This window comes from Sphingorhabdus sp. (assembly GCF_040079335.1).
Lineage (GTDB): Bacteria > Pseudomonadota > Alphaproteobacteria > Sphingomonadales > Sphingomonadaceae > Sphingorhabdus_B.
The window spans coordinates 1-15,658 of the sequence record NZ_JBEBKL010000052.1 but is presented as its reverse complement, the minus strand read 5'-3'; the positions used below and the strand labels follow the sequence as shown (position 1 = coordinate 15,658).

The window sequence follows — 15,658 nt, the reverse complement described above, 5'->3', positions numbered from 1 at the left end:
CCCCTAACCCCTCCCGCATGCTGGAGGGGGATGGACAAAGCCCGCTCCATATCGAGTCGCCAAGCAAAATTGCCTTCGCCTTCATCCCTGCCCCGGCAGGTTCCCGGATAGACAGGTCCATCGGGGCCATGACGCACTGGCTTTTGCTTCAACGCCTCGGCGATTTCGCTGCGCGTGCACCAGCAGCGATAGACCAGTCCCATATCGTTCAACCGGTCGAGAGCAACCTTGTAGCTGGCTATGTGCCTCGACTGGAAAATCACTTCGCCATCGTGGCGGAGGCCCAGCCAATCCATATCATCAAGAATCGCGTCGATATGCTCCGCCCGACTGCGGGTGCCGTCGATATCTTCAATCCGCAGCAGAAATTTCCCGCCAAAAGCGCGAGCAAAATCATGCGCGCACATCGCCGAAAAGGCATGGCCGATATGCAGCTTTCCGTTGGGACTGGGCGCAAAACGGGTGGCCTTTACCTGCTGTGGCGGAAATTCAGTTCCTGCTATTTTACCCACAGAATTACCATATCTGGTGGTCGATGCCCCCTTGACGTCAATTTATGCCGCCATAATCTGCCCATTGTCAAAATGCTGTAACGTCCTTGGGAGAGGGAAGAAACAGTGTTAAATGAGGGGGAGAGGTCGAAGGCATGCATCACGCCGGATCATTCCAAGCCGCCGGTCGGGCACGACATCCCGATAACTGTCCTGCGCTTGTGCTCAACGCCGATTATACGCCGCTCAGCTATTATCCCTTGAGCCTCTGGCCCTGGCAGACCGCGATCAAAGCGGTGTTCCTTGAAAAGGTCGATATTGTCGCCAGCTATGAACAGCATGTCCATAGCCCCAGCCGCGACATGCAGATCCCCTCGGTCATCGCGCTGCGCCAATATGTGCGGCCCAGCGAATATCCGGCCTTTACCCGGTTCAACCTGTTCCTGCGTGACAAGTTTGAATGCCAATATTGCGGCTGCACCGATAATCTGACGTTTGACCATATCGTCCCGCGCCGTCTGGGCGGGCGGACGAGCTGGGAAAATGTCACCACTGCCTGCCTGCCGTGCAACCTCAAAAAGGGCGGACGCACGCCAAAGCAGGCGCATATGCAATTGCGCATGTCGGCAATCCGCCCGACCAGTTGGCAATTGCAGGACAAAGGCCGGGGCTTCCCGCCCAATTATCTGCACGATAGCTGGCGCGACTGGCTCTATTGGGACATCGAACTCGAAAATTGAATTAGCTACATGGGATAAAGCCCGAATTGGCGGGGCGGACCGGTTGATTAAACCCGGTTCATGGTCGCAAACTCCTCATCGAAAATCACAGCCTGCGTCTTTGGTGCATCGGGGGGCATAGGGTCTGCTTTTATCGCCCGGCTGGCCGACGATCCCGGTGTCGGCATGATCCATGCCGGGGCCCGCAAGCCGCCGCCGACGCCGGGGAAAATATCGCCCTTCGCCTTTGACCTGCAGGACGAAACAACAATCGAGGCCGCAGCGCAGGCGATTGGCCCGATGGACCTTACCATCATCGCCACCGGCATGTTGCACCAAGCCGCTATCCAGCCGGAAAAGAGTTTGCGCGCGCTTTCAACCGACGCATTCGAGCAAGCATTTGCGATCAACACCATAGGCCCGGCGCTGATCGGCAAGCACATGCTGCCCCGTTTGCCAAAGGACCGGCGGAGCGTGTTCGCATTCCTGTCCGCCCGCGTTGGTTCGATTTCGGACAACCGGCTGGGTGGCTGGCATGCCTATCGCGCATCGAAGGCTGCGCTCAATATGATCGTCCGCAACCTTGCGATAGAAATGGCGCGTACCCATCCGCAGGCGATCATAGTCGCGCTGCATCCCGGAACCGTCGACACCGAACTATCGAGCCCCTTCCAGCGCAGTGTCGCGCCCGAAAAGCTGTTTACCGCCGACTATGCCGCCGAACGGATGTTGCAGGTGCTTGGCGACCTAAGTCCTGAAGACAGCGGGCACCTGTTCGCATGGGACGGCGAAAAAATTCCGTTCTGATCGGCTCCACCGATGCCAAATCACCCGCCATCGAGCGCACCGGCGCCCGGAAGAATCATTTGGCCACTGGGCGGCAATCCTTTAGCCAGATCACGTGCTTATATTCGTCGAAATCCTCGACAGTTCCGGTGAGCTTGATTGATTTTTTGGGCTTCAACTGGGCCGTGAAGGCCGCCGTGCCCGGTGCCATGTAGCAGACAATGTCGGTCTTGAACGGCGCGATATTCGGCAGGCGAATGACCTCTTCCCACGGATTGGGGACGTCGTAACCGATGCGGTTGCCATTGGGGTCTTTGGTCACATAGCTGACCGTGCCGTCGATCGTGAACTTCTTGCCCTTATAGCGCGTCAGCACATTACTGGCATTGCGCTCGGTATCCTTTGAAACCTGATGCGAGAAGGCCAGCGCGCTCATCGCGACGGGCGCTGCCTGCACTGTGGCCGCCCCGGCACCCGCCTTCGCCGCTGCAATCCCTGCCTTGCCGCCCTTGAGCTGGTTCAGGATGCTGCACATTTCCGGCATCGCCAGTTCCTTTTTCACCGTCATGCCGGCGCGCAGTTTAGCTTCCATCACGACCGTGCCCATGCCTGCAGCTTGGGTTGCGGTAATTTCGATCGGGAATGCGCGCGCCTTGCCGGTCATCGGCTGCTCAATCAGCATCGAACCAAATTCGGCCTCCTCGGCGATGATGTCATAACCCTTGGCAGCAACAATCCCGCGCAGCTGCTGGATCGCGATCTTGGGCGACATATCGGGAACGGTGGTCGTTGCGACAAAACGGATCCCGCCGATCTCATTCCCCTTCTTGGTGAAAGTATCCTCGCAGGTTCCTGCGCGAGCGATACCGGGGGCGGCCAAGGCCGACACCGCTAGGGAAAGGCCAATTGCAGAACGTAGCAATGTCATGAAAAAACCCTCGATTATCAAAGACAAATACAGGCAGATAGAGACCGCCATTGGCTTTGTGTATTATCGGGGCAACACGCCATGTCAAGCCGTTCGCGGTAAAGTGTGACCGGCGCGACAATGCCTGCGCAATCGAGATCTTAGTCCTTTTTCACCCGCAGCGCCGGAACGGCTGCGGCTGCATCCTCGGGCGTGATTCCGGGGGGAGGCGCAACCGACAACCGCGCCTCACCGCGCATCACCCGCGCCGCGCGCTGGATAGCATCGTGGACCCGCGGATAGACGCCACAGCGGCAGATATTGGTGATCGCAGCGTCGATATCGGCATCGGTCGGGTTGGCATTTTTCTTGAGCAAGATCGACGCCGACATGATCATGCCCGGTGTGCAAAAACCGCATTGCACTGCACCTGTTGCAACAAAGGCCTGTTGCAGCGGATGGCTGCGATCAACCGACAATTTCTCGATCGTCGTCACAAAACGCCCCTCAGCCTCTGCCAGCGTTACCAGGCAGGATCGCAACGCCTCTCCGTCGACATCGACTATGCACGCCCCGCAATCTCCCTGCCCGCAACCGAATTTGGTCCCCGTCAGATTGGATGCATCACGCAGCGCCCACAGCAAGGGCGTCTGCGGGTCCATGCGATATTCGACCGGGCGGTCGTTGACGGTCAGCTTGGTCATGCACCAACGGCGATAGCAGCCGGTTCGCCGGGCTGCCACATCAATCAGCTATAGCCCAGCATCGCGCGCAGCCCGGGGGCCGCATAATCGACCAGACGCTTTTGCATGTCGGGTAATTCTTCGGGCAATTCTATGCCCATGCCGGTCAAGTTTTCGCGCGCAGTTCCGCTTTGGCTTGGATCGGAACCAAGACGCACCCGTTCGCGCCAGTCCGAGGGCAAAGCGATGCCGCATTTGCCCAAAAGGTCGCCGAAAAACTGTTCCGCCTCTGCGCTATCGAGCGCGCGCAGATTGGCGATTATCTCTTCATAGCGCACGAAATGCGCGCCGGTTCCCATCCAGGAAATGGCATTGAAGTTGAAAATTTCAGCCATCGACGGCGTTTTGCGAAAGATACCGAAAATCATCAGGTTCAGCAGGTCTTCGACCTTCAACGCACCGCTTTTCAGATGTTCGACATTACCCTTATATTCATCCGACAGGAAGAAACGGGTCCGGGCGAGCACCCATTTATAGGGATCACGCACCAGCAAGATGACATTTGCAGTCGACGTCTCGATCGCCGAGGCATCCGAAAACAGTAAATGCCCCCAACTCAGCATCGGATGATCGGCGTCAAACGCCTCGACATGGTCGTCGAGGATCGCGTGCTGGATGAACTGCGCCTTATATTGCTGCTCGACCGGCACGAACATGCGGATGATGTTGCGTAACAGATGGCTGCCGCTTTTGGGTACGCTGTTGAGGAAAACCGGCTTTGTCAGCGGAACCTGCGCAAAGCGGCGGTTTTCTTCATCCAGCGTATCGGGTTTGATGCGAACTGTAGGCATCGCGCGCTCCATCACTTTGCTGTGTCACGGCCGGGCAAGCAGGCCAAAAAAAACGTGGTGGCTCTTTCAAGCCACCACGTTCCTGTACTTGTCAATCGAAAGCGATTAGAATTTCGCCCCGAAATTGATGAAGAAGCGGCGACCGACATAGTCATATTGCGACGCAAATGCCGAACGGCCCTTCACCGATACTTCGCCACCCGACAGACCGGAAACCTGCGGCGGCTTACGGTCGAGAAGGTTGCTGACGCCGATGGTCATCTTGAATTTTTCGTTCACATCCACCGAAGCCGAAGCGCTGTGATAGAAGACTGCAGGAGTCTTCACGGCGACGCAGTAACGGCCAAAGGTAGCGCTGTTCAGGCAGGTGGAGCCATTGTCTTCGATGAAATCGGCTTCGTTCGACGTGGCGCCCACAACGTCAAGACCGTAGTACAGTTCAACGTTGCCCTTGCTCCAGACGAGGTTGAAATCGCCGACCCATTTGGGTTCGCCAAGCTCGCCATTGGTCGAAACCGTGGTGCCTTCGAACAGCGCAACGTCATCGCGGGTCTGCCAGGTCATCTGCGCAAGGAAGCGCAGCGTACCCAGTTTGCCAAAGTCGTGGCGCAGCTCGGCCGTCACGTCGACGCCCTGGTTACGCTGGCTGTTTACGTTGATGAAGCTGTCGCGAACAAGGTCGACGTTGTTGGCGCTGATAAGATTGCCATTGGTGTCATACTGGCCGCGTTCGAACAGGCTGCACAGCGGATCGGTCGGGAAGAAGTCTGACGCATAGCAACCTGCGAGAATGTTGCTCGCGCCCAACTGTGCGATTTCACCATTCACTTCGATGTCGAAATAATCGACCGCGAGCTTGAAGGTGGTGTCGGGCAGGAAACCGAATTTCGGCGTCAGGATCGCGCTGATCGTTTTCGCCTTGGAGGTTTCTGCTTCAAGCACACCGATACCACCACCGGTGACGATGGTCGCTTCGATACCTGCACCGGTGTGGGCAGCCGGAACGCCATCCGCTGCACAATTGTTAGCGAATTGCTGGCTGATCAGGTTATCGGCCAGATTCTGGCCCCAGCGAATGCAGGGGTCGACGTTGCGCTGGTTGAGGAACGAGGTCTGGTCGGCAAGGAACTGTTCGAACAGAGCCGGTGCACGATAGGAGGTGCCATAGGTGCCGCGGAAACGGAGCCAGTCGGTAACTTCCCAGTTAAAGCCCAGCTTATAGGTCCAATTCGCATTGTCCGTGGCCGAGAAGCCATCGACCTTGCGAGTCGCTTTCACGCTGGTGACGCGGGCAGCGGCGGACAAGGTGAAGTTCTGGATCAGCGGCGTGTTGTAGATCAGCGGGATCGAAACTTCGCCGAAAGCTTCCTTGGTGATGCTCTTACCAGCGGTGTTGCCTGATGCGGTGCTGCCCCAGGCGTTGTTGGTATAATCATCGGGGTTGGTCGGATCGCCACCGGGCGTCAGCGCATATGTGATGTCACCGGGCAGATCGTTTATCTTGTCCTGACGATAGGTCATGCCCAATGCGACACCGACCGGACCGGCGGGAAGCTCGAACAAGTCACCCGCAACTGATGCTTCGATATTGTGCTGGTCGTAGATCGTGCGGCCGGTTTCGGTGCCGAACAGGAAGTCGCGCTGTGCCTGTGTCAGGTTGCCGCGCAGGAACTCCGGATCGACCCAGTTGATGTCGATGCACTGCCTGCCCGCAACGTCCGTGGTCGTGCCGACGCAACTGCCGCTTCGGCCATCCTGTGTCGCAATCGAATCGGCCAGAATCTGTTCGTTGGTATAGCGGCCATCCGAACGGCTGAACTGGTAGTAAACATCCCAGCTCCAGTCCTTGAAAAAGCCCTTGTCAACATCACCACGCAGGCCCGCCACAGCACGGGTATATTTCACTTTCTGGCTCGAATCGCCAACGTCGGCGATCAAGGTCGGGCTCAACAAAGCAGCACCTGTCCAGCCGACGGCGAACGGATCGCCAAAGGTCTCGTTGGAGCCAAACTGCCAGAACTGGCGGAAACCGTCTTGCGCCGTACGGCGCTGGTTGTGCAACGCTTCAACGTAGAATTCGGCAACATCGCCAAGTTCGATCGCGCTGTCGACGTAAACGGTGAAACGCTCATTTTTGGGAATGAAGGTTTCCTTCGCCTGAATTGGCGAATAATTGTTGTACACGGCAAAGCTATTACGATTGCCGGTACGTGCCACGGGATACCAGCCTGCTGGCACACCAATATGCGCCGGGTCGGTCGCCGGGTTGATAGGCGACAGATAATTCTGCAGGTTGTCACCTGAATAGTTGTACTGGAACAGCACAGCGTTGAAGGTGCCCGGGCTTCCGGGAATGTTCGACGAGCCGTCGGCCGAATAATAATAAGTCAGGTCATACAGCCAAACATGGCCCCAAGGCAGATCGGTGCAGCGATAGTCACCCGACCGCGGGTCGATCAGGTCGGCACGTTCGCCAGCTTCGGTGAAGATATAATCTTCTTCGCATTCCAGATATTTGCGATCCCGGCGCTTCAGCTCCTTGCGCTTGTAATAGTCGGCAGCGATCAGGAAGTGCCCGCCGTCAAATTCCTTACCCCAGGCGGCACTGATATTGTACTGCTCGCCACCGCTCTTGCCGGGGACCGAAGCAAAGCCTTCGACTTCGAGGCCGTCGGTCGATTTCTTGGTCAAAACGTTGACAACGCCAGCAACGGCATCCGAACCATAGACCGAAGACGCACCGTCCTTCAGCAATTCGATCTGCCGGACAATCGAGCTCGGCATGACGTTAAGATCGAATGCGGAAACGGCACCACGCGTACCCGCCGGGCCAGCGCGACGGCCATTGAGCAGCACCAGCGTGCGCTCCGCACCCAAGCCGCGCAGCGAGATGGTTTCGGTACCCGCGCCACCATTGGTCACAAATGCCGACGAAATCGCCGAGGTCACCTGGCTCGAGCCCGACGCAATCGGCGATGACTGAATCAATTCGGCGACACTGTTCTGCCCCTGCTTCGCGCCCAATTCCGGATCGATAATCGAAATCGGCGAAGTCGACGAAAATTCGTCTCGACGGATGCGCGAGCCGGTAACAACAATAGGTTGACCAGTTTCCGAAACGGCATTTTCACCATCCGCTATGCTCTGCACTTCCTCGCCCGCTGGTGCTTCCTGCGCGAATGCAGGCACAGCAATTGTCAACGCTATAGCCGAAACGCCGAACGCCACACGCCCCTTAACAGATTGAATTTTCATAATATAATGCTCCCCAGCATATATGAATTAAGGGATACCGATCTATCGCAATTTGTTGCGCTGCAAATCCGCAGTTTCCCCAGATTTCCGATGCTTATGTCAGGAAATCGCAGCTTTCAACCACCCTGTAAGATATTCCGATAGCGTGACTTTCGGGCCACAGTTCGCATATCAACACGAATCCCCCTTGAAACGCCCAACGAGTCGGTATAGGGGCCCGTCGCGAACGTCGCAGTACATGCGGCGCTTTTTGTTTTGCGCGAACCTTGGTCAAACAGCACCGGCTCGCACTTCCGTTCGATACGGTCAGAAGATTTGGAGTGTGGATTTTTTATGCAGATTATCGTTCGCGAAAATAATGTGGACCAGGCGCTGCGTGCCCTGAAGAAGAAATTGCAGCGCGAAGGCGTCTATCGCGAAATGAAGATGCGTCGCCATTATGAAAAGCCGTCGGAAAAGCGCGCCCGTGAAAAGGCTGCTGCCATCCGTCGTGCCCGCAAGATGGAACGCAAGGCTGCAGAACGCGACGGCAGCAAATAGTCTGCCTCGCCAACCGGCAAAAACAGGGCGCCCCACGGGCGCTCTTTTTTTTGTCTGCAAAGCCGCTAAGAGGGCGGTGATTTGATTGGGGCGGTGCCAGCCCTCTCCCCCACCCGGCGTCCCATAGCATATCCTGTTTGGGAGGTCGGGTGGGGGAGAGGGCTGGTGCCGGACCCGAATGTAATGAGGAAATGAATATGTCCGTCACCACTGTTCCCATCCAGCCGATCAAAAAGGGTTCCATCCCCAAATTCTGGGCAGGAATTGCCGTTGTAGTGCTTGCGGGCACTGGGCTGGCCTGGTGGGGCACGGGCGACATTCGCAGCAAATATGCGACCGATGTCCAGTATCTGGCGGACAATGCCAATGAAGAAGGCATCACCGTTACCAAATCGGGCCTGCAGATCAAAACCATCCAAAGCGGGGAAGGCAAGCCACCGACCGACAATGATGTCGCGATGATTTCAATCACTGGCACGCTGCGCGACGGCAAGGTGTTTCAGGAACCGGCATCGGGTCCCTTCCCTGTTTCGGGTGGCATTCCGGGCTTCACCGAAGCGCTGAAGCTGATGCAAAAGGGCGGCAAGTATAAAATCTGGATCCCCAGCGAAATCGGCTATGGCCCCAATGACGTGCCAGACCAGAAAACCGGTGGCGTTGCCATTCCGGGTGGCAGTTTGCTGATATTCGACGTCGAACTGCAGGATTTCCTGCCGCGCGACCAGTTTGAGGCCGCGATGAAGCAGCAGCAGGAACAGATGCAAAAAGCCGCTGAAGTCGGCGGCCAGGGCGCTCCGCCACCGCAGAACTAAAGCTGTCAGCCGGTGTAACACCCGGTTAACCGCTTTGCGCTATGCCTTTCGGCCTATTGCCAGTTGGCGAAGAGCGTGAGGGATAGCGATGTCGTTTCAGTTCGATCATTTTGCAGCAGCCGTCCGTGCGGGCGGTGAGATTTCGGCACGCGATACGCTGGCCTTGCGCCAATGGGCGTGGAGCGACGGCCTGTTATCGCAACGCGACGCCCAGGCGCTGTTTGAACTCAACAGCCACGCCCGGTCAAAAGACCCCGAATGGATCACCTTCTTTACCGAGACACTGTGCGATTATGTCATCAATGGCAGCGAGCCCAAGGGCTATGTCAGCGAAGAAAATGCATTGTGGGTGATCGAGGAAATCGACAAGGACGGCCGTGTTGAAAGCGCAGCCGAACTCGAACTGCTGGTCAAGCTCTCTGAAAAAGCGGTCGACCTGCCCAATGTCCTCAAATTCTACGCGCTTGACCAGATCGAACGCATTGTGATTTCCGGCGTAGGCCCGACCCGGGAGGGCGACGCGCATCGTAACACAGTGACCGCAGCCGAGGCGCATCTGCTGCGCCGCCTGATCTTTGCTTCGGGCAGCCACGGCCCGGCGATCGTCAGCCGCGAAGAAGCGGACATGCTTTTCCGCATCAAGGATGCCTGCCTTGAAAGCGACAATGCTCCTGAATGGGAAAAGCTGTTCGTGCAGGGCGTTGCCAACCACCTGCAGGGCTTTTCCGCCTACACCCCGCTGACCCGCGAACGTGCAGCACAACTTGAAAGCTTCATGCGCGGCAGTTCGCCGAGCATCGGGCGCTTCTTTCAGAAAATGGGCGATCTCGACCTGCGCGCCGGATTTGCGGAGATTTTCCGCCCTGCCGAAGCAGCGCGCGATTTCGATTCCGAAGTCGAAGAAGCCGCAGCGATCACCCTGCCTGAAAAGGGCTGGCTGGATCATGAAATCGCAAAGCGCGCCGGTGTCGACCGCTATGAGCAAGCCCTGCTCAACTTCGTCGCCAGCTAAAGTCCGCCGATCAGCGCCAGCACAACGCCAACACCGACGAGCAACAGACCGAGCGCCTCGCCGGGTTTGCGCGCCTCACGCAAGTAAAAGCGGCTGAAGCCTAGCGTCAGGATCACCTCGACCTGCCCGACCGCGCGCACAAGTGCGACAGGTGCCGTGGCAAAGCCGGTGAACCAGCAGGCCGAACCCAAGGCAGCGAGCACCCCAACCTGCCCTGAGGTGCGCCAGGTCGCAAAGACGCGCGGTAGCTGCTCACGTTCACGCACCGCCACATAACTGCCCTGCATCAGCGTCTGCCAAGCCTGCACCACCACCAGCGCCACCAGTGCGGCAAGCAGCTTGTCACTGGTTGCCAGTTCGAGCGAGGCTGATTTGACGAAGATTGAGGTCATAGTGAAGCCCAGCCCCGCGCCGAGCCCGCACAGCGCGGCTGGCTGGACAATATCGGGCAGGCGCAATCTTTGCCCGCCTGCTGCGACAATCATCACGCCCGCTACGCCCACCGCAATCCCGCCAATGGTCAGCCAGCTCAATGTCTCCCCCAGCAACAGGAAAGCGAGCAGCGCGCCCTGCATTGCTTCGGTTTTGGCAAAGGCGGTGCCCGCGACATAGTTGCGATAACCGAATGCCATCAGCAGCAGGTTGGTGCCGATAATCTGCGCGAAACCGGCGGCGGCACAGTAAGCGATGAAGGGCAAAGGCAGGGCGGGAAGGTCATAGCCCGCCCACCCCAGATAGAGCGCCAGCAACGCTATTCCCACCGGCAGTCCGTAAAGATAACGCACCAGCCCGGCTGCATTGACTGACAGTTCGGCCCGCACCCGTTGCTGCACGGCGGTGCGCCAGGCCTGAAACAGCGCGGCAAGCAGGGTAGCGGGAAGCCAGATCATAAAGTCGCAAAAAAGACGATCGTCGCCACCGCCATCACCGCTGTCGCGATCCAGCCGGTGATCGTCGCCCGCATGCTAAGCGTCAGGCTGTGCATCGCCCGGCGGTTGCGCGCGATCAGCATCATGACCGCCATCAACGGGGCGGCGAGTACGCCATTGACCACTGCGGCCCAGTAGAGCGCCTTGGCCGGATCGATGCCGACATATTGCAGGCTGACCCCCAGCATCGTTGTGATGGTGATTGTGCCATAGAATAGCTTGGCCTTGCGCGGCTTGGCATCGAGGCTTCCGGCAAAGCCGAACATTTCGGTGACCGCATAGGCTGCCGAGCCCGCGAGCACCGGCACCGCGAGCATGCCGGTGCCGATGATCCCCAACGCGAACAGCGCGAAGGCGAAATCACCGGCGATCGGTCGCAACGCCTCCGCCGCCTGTGCCGATGTTTCGATATCGCGCACCCCGTTTGCATGCAGCGTTGCGGCGGTCGCGAAAACAATGGCGAGCGAGACGATTGAGCTGAACGCCATGCCGGTTAGCGTATCGATGCGGATGCGCTTCAGCTCGGGGCCTGCTTCCTTGGGTGTTACGCACAGCGGCTTCACCTTGTGCCGCTTCTGCTCCTCGATTTCCTGCGCCGCCTGCCAGAAGAAAAGATAGGGGCTGATTGTGGTACCGAGGATCGCCACAACAGCGGTGGCATAGGCCCCCGTCCATTCTATGCGCGGCACAACCAGCGAGGTCAGCGCCTCGCCCCAAGGCACCTGCGCGACCATCACCACCGCGACATAGGCAAAAAGCGACAATGTGGTCCATTTGAGGATCGCCGAATAGCGCTCATAGGACATCCAGATTTCGGCAGCGACGCAGACAATGCCGAACAGCAGGGTATAGAGCCCCAAAGGCCCGCCGATCAAAAGCCCGACCGCCGCGCCCATCGCGGCCAAATCGGCGCCCAGATTGATGATATTGGCGACGAGCAGCAACGACACCATCGAAACGAGCAACCAGCGCGGATAATGCCGCCGCAGGTTGCGCGCGATACCCGCGCCTGTCACCCGCCCGATTTCCGCTGCAACCTCTTGAATCGCAACCATCAGCGGAAAGCTGAACAGGAAGGTCCAACTGAGGCCATAGCCGAATTGCGCCCCAACCTGGCTGTGTGTACCGATGCCCGAGGGGTCGTCATCCGCCGCACCCGTCACCAGCCCCGGGCCGAGGCGAGAGAGGAATTGGCGGAACCTTCCCTTCTCGCTCATGCGCCAGCGTCGATGATCGTGGCGGCGCGCGGATCGATGACCGCTTTGAAAATCTTAGGCTTCATGACATCGTCTTACGCCTAAGCCCGGCCAACACAAGCCAGCGCAAATGCCGGGCGAGAATGCGGTGGAGAATAGACATGCAATTTGCAGGCAAGACGGCGGTGATTACGGGAGGTGCGACCGGCATAGGCTTTGCCCTTGCCAAACAGATGGGGACGGCTGGCGCGCGGATCATCCTGTTTGAACCGCGCGAAGAGGTGCTGGGGGAAGCGACCGAGACGCTCAAGGCGCTTGGCATCGACGCCAAATATTTTGCGGGCGATGTCGCCGACGCTGACGCTATCGAGGCGCTCGCCGATTTCACCTGGGCCGAAAACGGGCGCGGCGACATCATCGTCAACAATGCCGGGATCGGCGGACCGCGCGGCGGCATTTTCGACACCGACCTTGCTGAAGCCCGCACGCTCTATGACATCAATTTCTGGGGTGTGTGGCACGGCATCCAGACGTTCGGTAAACGCTACCGCGCCGATGGCCTGCCCTCCGCGATCTATTCCACAGCCTCCGAAAACGCGTTGTTCAACGCGCTGCCAAGTGGCGGCGGGGCTTATGTATCTGGCAAGCACGCGCTGTTCGGCCTGATGGATGTGCTGCGCCGCGAAATCGCGAACAAGCCCGAGCTGGCGCATATCAAAACAGGCGTTATCATCCCGGGCTGGGTCGCCACCCCACTCTCGCGCCATAATGGCATGGACGCCGACCGCTTTGCCGAGATCATCTTCAAACAGATGCAGGCCGGCGAATATTATCTGGTCGGCCATGCCTATAATGTCGTGCGGATGCGCGAACGCATCGACGAACTCGAAGCCGCCTTCGCCCGCTACGCCCCGCGCTATGACGGCGACGAGGAGTTTGACGTGCAGCTCTATTATGCACGGATTGCGGCGGAGAAGGCCGGGAATTGAGTGTTTTGGTCCTTCCACCGTTTTGTCGGTCCGGGCCACAGGTACCAAACATCGACAGAGCCAGTCATATATTCCAACTTATTCATTGTGTATAGACAACAATAAATTGTTTCTATATGACGATTCGAGTGTTTAATCGAATTGCCCTTTTTCGCGCCGAACGCTCGATGAGCCGCAAAGATCTCGCTGATGCGGTCGAGGTGAACCCTCAAACCATCGGCTATCTCGAGCGCGGCGACTACAGTCCTAGCCTCGAACTGGGTATGAAGATCGCCGCCACATTCAATGTGCGCGTTGAGATGCTCTTTTCCCTTGAACCCTTTGAATCAGTCGCAGACGTACTGCGCCGCGCTGGAGACGCAAGATGACATCATTTTTATCAAGCCTCACCGCTCTATCCTCGACCAGATATTGGGGCCTTCTGATGATACCGAGCCTGCTCATTGGCTATGGAATTATCAACAACAATGCCGATGCTTATCTGCCTTTGGGCGTGACCGGTTTATTGCTTGGCATGATCGGGTTTTTCATGACAATCCGCTCGGCATATCACCGCAACCGCAAATCGAAGAAAGCCGCGCTGGACGAACGGCAATTGCTGGTCCTGATGCGTGCCAGCAGCTATGCTTTTCGCGGGCTGGCCGTCCTTATATTGTTGATCTTGCTCTACGGATCTTTTGCAACGCAGCCCGAACGGCAATGGTGGTTTCCTCGCATGTCGAGCGAATGGCGAAGCCTGATAATGCCCACGGCGCTGATATTACCGTTGCTGCCCGCCATAGTGGCGGAATGGCTCGAACCCTCCATGGATGATGAAGAAATCTAGCCTGACCAGTTATTTCAGGCCTCGATCAATAACTTCTCATCCTTGATCCGCTTTTGCCAAATGGCCGGGGCAAGCTGATGCACATTGTTCCCCACGCTGTCGACCGCGACGGTCACCGGGAAGTCTTGCACCTCGAACTCGTAGATCGCCTCCATGCCGAGGTCTTCGAAGCCGACGACGTTGCTGCCCTTGATCGCGCGCGCGACGAGATAGGCCGCACCGCCGACTGCCATCAGATAGGCCGACTTGTGCTTGGCGATGGCCTGCGTGGCAGCAGGTCCGCGTTCGGCCTTGCCGACGCAGCCGAGCAGCCCCTGTTCGAGCATCATGTCCATGAACTTGTCCATGCGCGTCGCGGTGGTGGGACCGGCGGGGCCGACAATTTCCTCACCCACCGGATCGACCGGGCCGACATAATAGATCATCCGTCCCTTGAAGCTGACAGGCAGTTCCTCGCCCTTTGCGAGCATATCGGCAATCCGCTTGTGTGCGGCATCGCGGCCGGTGAGCATCTTGCCGTTGAGGAGCAGGCGGTCGCCCGCTTTCCAGCCCGCAACATCCGCTGCGGTCAGCGTGTCGAGATTGACACGGATCGCCGCACTATCGGGTGCCCATTCGACCTTGGGCCAATCGTCCAGATTGGGCGTTTCAAGGAAGACCGGACCTTCTCCCTTCAGCGTGAAATGCGCATGGCGGGTGGCGGCGCAATTGGGGATCATCGCGACCGGTTTTGACGCAGCATGCGTCGGATAGTCGATGATCTTGACATCAAGGATGGTCGCCAAGCCGCCCAGCCCCTGCGCGCCAATGCCGAGCGCATTGACCTTGTCGAAAATTTCGATGCGCAGTCGCTCAATATCATTTTGCGGGCCACGTTCTTTGAGCTGCGCCATATCGATCGCGCCCATCAGGCTTTCCTTGGCGAGCACCATTGCCTTTTCCGCCGTGCCGCCGATACCGATGCCGAGCATACCCGGCGGGCACCAGCCCGCGCCCATTTGCGGCAGCATTTCGAGCACCCAGTCGACGATGCTGTCCGAAGGGTTCATCATCTTGAACTTGGTCTTGTTCTCGCTGCCGCCACCTTTGGCCGCGACGTCGAAGCTCACCTTGTCCCCCGGCACCATCTCCAGATGCACAACCGACGGCGTGTTGTCGCGCGTGTTTACACGGGTGAAGGCGGGGTCGGCGAGGATCGAGGCCCGGAGCTTGTTTTCAGGGTGCAGATAGGCGCGGCGTACACCTTCATCAATCACTTCCTGCAACGACCGATGACTGTCGAGCACGCACTGCTGACCCCATTTGACTATAACGGTGACGATGCCGGTATCCTGGCAGATCGGGCGGTGCCCCTCTGCACACATGCGGCTGTTGGTCAGGATCTGCGCAATCGCATCCTTGGCAGCCGGGCCCTGCTCCTTCTCATAAGCCTCCCCCAGCGCGCGGATATAATCCATCGGGTGGAAGTAGGAGATATATTGCAGCGCGTCGGCGACAGATTCAATTATGTCGCCTTCGGCTATGGCGATGATGTCGTTTTCGCGGATCGTGACGGTCATGGATCAAGCCCTGTTGGTGGCAGTTGGCACCGCCTTTACCGCTCAAGCTCGTATGTGCAAGGCCTGTGTGAACTCTCCCCTCCCGCCTGCGGGAGGGGCCGGG

At 58.3% G+C, this 15,658-nt stretch carries 16 protein-coding genes; 8 read left to right on the top strand and 8 right to left on the bottom strand.

The genetic code is table 11. The features are described 5' to 3' along the window. The coding region (locus ABL922_RS12395; protein WP_349024520.1) for a glutamate--tRNA ligase family protein at window positions 1–512 on the bottom strand (512 nt) is incomplete at its 3' end. A gap of 134 nt (window positions 513–646) precedes the next feature. Here ABL922_RS12395 and ABL922_RS12390 point away from each other — a divergent pair. Continuing rightward, window positions 647–1,231, top strand: coding sequence for an HNH endonuclease (locus ABL922_RS12390; RefSeq protein ID WP_349024519.1), 585 nt, complete (start codon window positions 647–649; stop codon window positions 1,229–1,231). A 60-nt stretch (window positions 1,232–1,291) separates the two neighbouring features. Continuing rightward, window positions 1,292–2,017 carry an SDR family NAD(P)-dependent oxidoreductase gene (locus tag ABL922_RS12385; protein ID WP_349024518.1) on the top strand — a complete coding sequence of 242 codons (726 nt, stop codon included), beginning with the start codon at window positions 1,292–1,294 and terminating at the stop codon, window positions 2,015–2,017. Window positions 2,018–2,072: 55 nt separating this feature from the next. On the opposite strand, the gene ABL922_RS12380 is transcribed toward ABL922_RS12385, so the two are convergent. The 4 genes from ABL922_RS12380 to ABL922_RS12365 all read right to left on the bottom strand — a co-directional run bounded on the left by ABL922_RS12380 (window position 2,073) and on the right by ABL922_RS12365 (window position 7,692). After that, on the bottom strand, window positions 2,073–2,924 hold the full coding sequence (locus ABL922_RS12380; protein ID WP_349024517.1) for a hypothetical protein: 852 nt from the start codon (window positions 2,922–2,924) through the stop codon (window positions 2,073–2,075). A 140-nt stretch (window positions 2,925–3,064) separates the two neighbouring features. Beyond that, window positions 3,065–3,607, bottom strand: coding sequence for a (2Fe-2S)-binding protein (locus ABL922_RS12375; protein ID WP_349024516.1), 543 nt, complete (start codon window positions 3,605–3,607; stop codon window positions 3,065–3,067). 44 nt (window positions 3,608–3,651) lie between these two features. Next, the gene (locus tag ABL922_RS12370; protein WP_349024515.1) at window positions 3,652–4,437 is read right to left on the bottom strand and encodes a hypothetical protein; all 786 of its coding nucleotides are present in this window, start codon (window positions 4,435–4,437) and stop codon (window positions 3,652–3,654) included. Between the two features lie 105 nt (window positions 4,438–4,542). Further along, window positions 4,543–7,692, bottom strand: a complete 3,150-nt coding sequence (locus ABL922_RS12365; RefSeq protein WP_349024514.1) for a TonB-dependent receptor — start codon at window positions 7,690–7,692, stop codon at window positions 4,543–4,545. Between the two features lie 333 nt (window positions 7,693–8,025). On the opposite strand from ABL922_RS12365, the gene rpsU reads away from it, so the two are divergent. The 3 genes from rpsU to ABL922_RS12350 all read left to right on the top strand — a co-directional run bounded on the left by rpsU (window position 8,026) and on the right by ABL922_RS12350 (window position 10,056). Next, complete coding sequence (rpsU, locus tag ABL922_RS12360; protein ID WP_115547564.1) at window positions 8,026–8,232, top strand: 30S ribosomal protein S21; 207 nt, start codon at window positions 8,026–8,028, stop codon at window positions 8,230–8,232. A gap of 197 nt (window positions 8,233–8,429) precedes the next feature. After that, a complete protein-coding gene (locus ABL922_RS12355; RefSeq protein ID WP_349024513.1) occupies window positions 8,430–9,044 on the top strand; it encodes an FKBP-type peptidyl-prolyl cis-trans isomerase in 615 nt (204 codons plus the stop codon). A gap of 88 nt (window positions 9,045–9,132) precedes the next feature. Then, the gene (locus tag ABL922_RS12350) at window positions 9,133–10,056 is read left to right on the top strand and encodes a hypothetical protein (protein WP_349024512.1); all 924 of its coding nucleotides are present in this window, start codon (window positions 9,133–9,135) and stop codon (window positions 10,054–10,056) included. Here ABL922_RS12350 and ABL922_RS12345 read toward each other — a convergent pair. Next, window positions 10,053–10,946, bottom strand: a complete 894-nt coding sequence (locus ABL922_RS12345; RefSeq protein ID WP_349024511.1) for an EamA/RhaT family transporter — start codon at window positions 10,944–10,946, stop codon at window positions 10,053–10,055. The genes ABL922_RS12350 and ABL922_RS12345 overlap by 4 nt on opposite strands. Further along, window positions 10,943–12,202, bottom strand: coding sequence for a divalent metal cation transporter (locus ABL922_RS12340; RefSeq protein ID WP_349024510.1), 1,260 nt, complete (start codon window positions 12,200–12,202; stop codon window positions 10,943–10,945). Before ABL922_RS12340 ends, ABL922_RS12345 begins: the two co-directional genes overlap by 4 nt. 140 nt (window positions 12,203–12,342) lie before the next feature. On the opposite strand from ABL922_RS12340, the gene ABL922_RS12335 reads away from it, so the two are divergent. The 3 genes from ABL922_RS12335 (at window position 12,343) to ABL922_RS12325 (ending at window position 13,996) form a co-directional block, all read left to right on the top strand. After that, complete coding sequence (locus ABL922_RS12335) at window positions 12,343–13,170, top strand: SDR family NAD(P)-dependent oxidoreductase (RefSeq protein WP_349024509.1); 828 nt, start codon at window positions 12,343–12,345, stop codon at window positions 13,168–13,170. Between the two features lie 116 nt (window positions 13,171–13,286). Continuing rightward, the gene (locus tag ABL922_RS12330) at window positions 13,287–13,538 is read left to right on the top strand and encodes a helix-turn-helix transcriptional regulator (protein ID WP_349024508.1); all 252 of its coding nucleotides are present in this window, start codon (window positions 13,287–13,289) and stop codon (window positions 13,536–13,538) included. 56 nt (window positions 13,539–13,594) lie between these two features. Continuing rightward, on the top strand, window positions 13,595–13,996 hold the full coding sequence (locus ABL922_RS12325; protein ID WP_349024507.1) for a hypothetical protein: 402 nt from the start codon (window positions 13,595–13,597) through the stop codon (window positions 13,994–13,996). Between the two features lie 14 nt (window positions 13,997–14,010). Here the strand turns inward: ABL922_RS12325 and ABL922_RS12320 are convergent, their stop codons facing one another. Beyond that, window positions 14,011–15,555, bottom strand: a complete 1,545-nt coding sequence (locus ABL922_RS12320) for a fumarate hydratase (protein WP_349024506.1) — start codon at window positions 15,553–15,555, stop codon at window positions 14,011–14,013. Window positions 15,556–15,658: the final 103 nt, after the last annotated feature.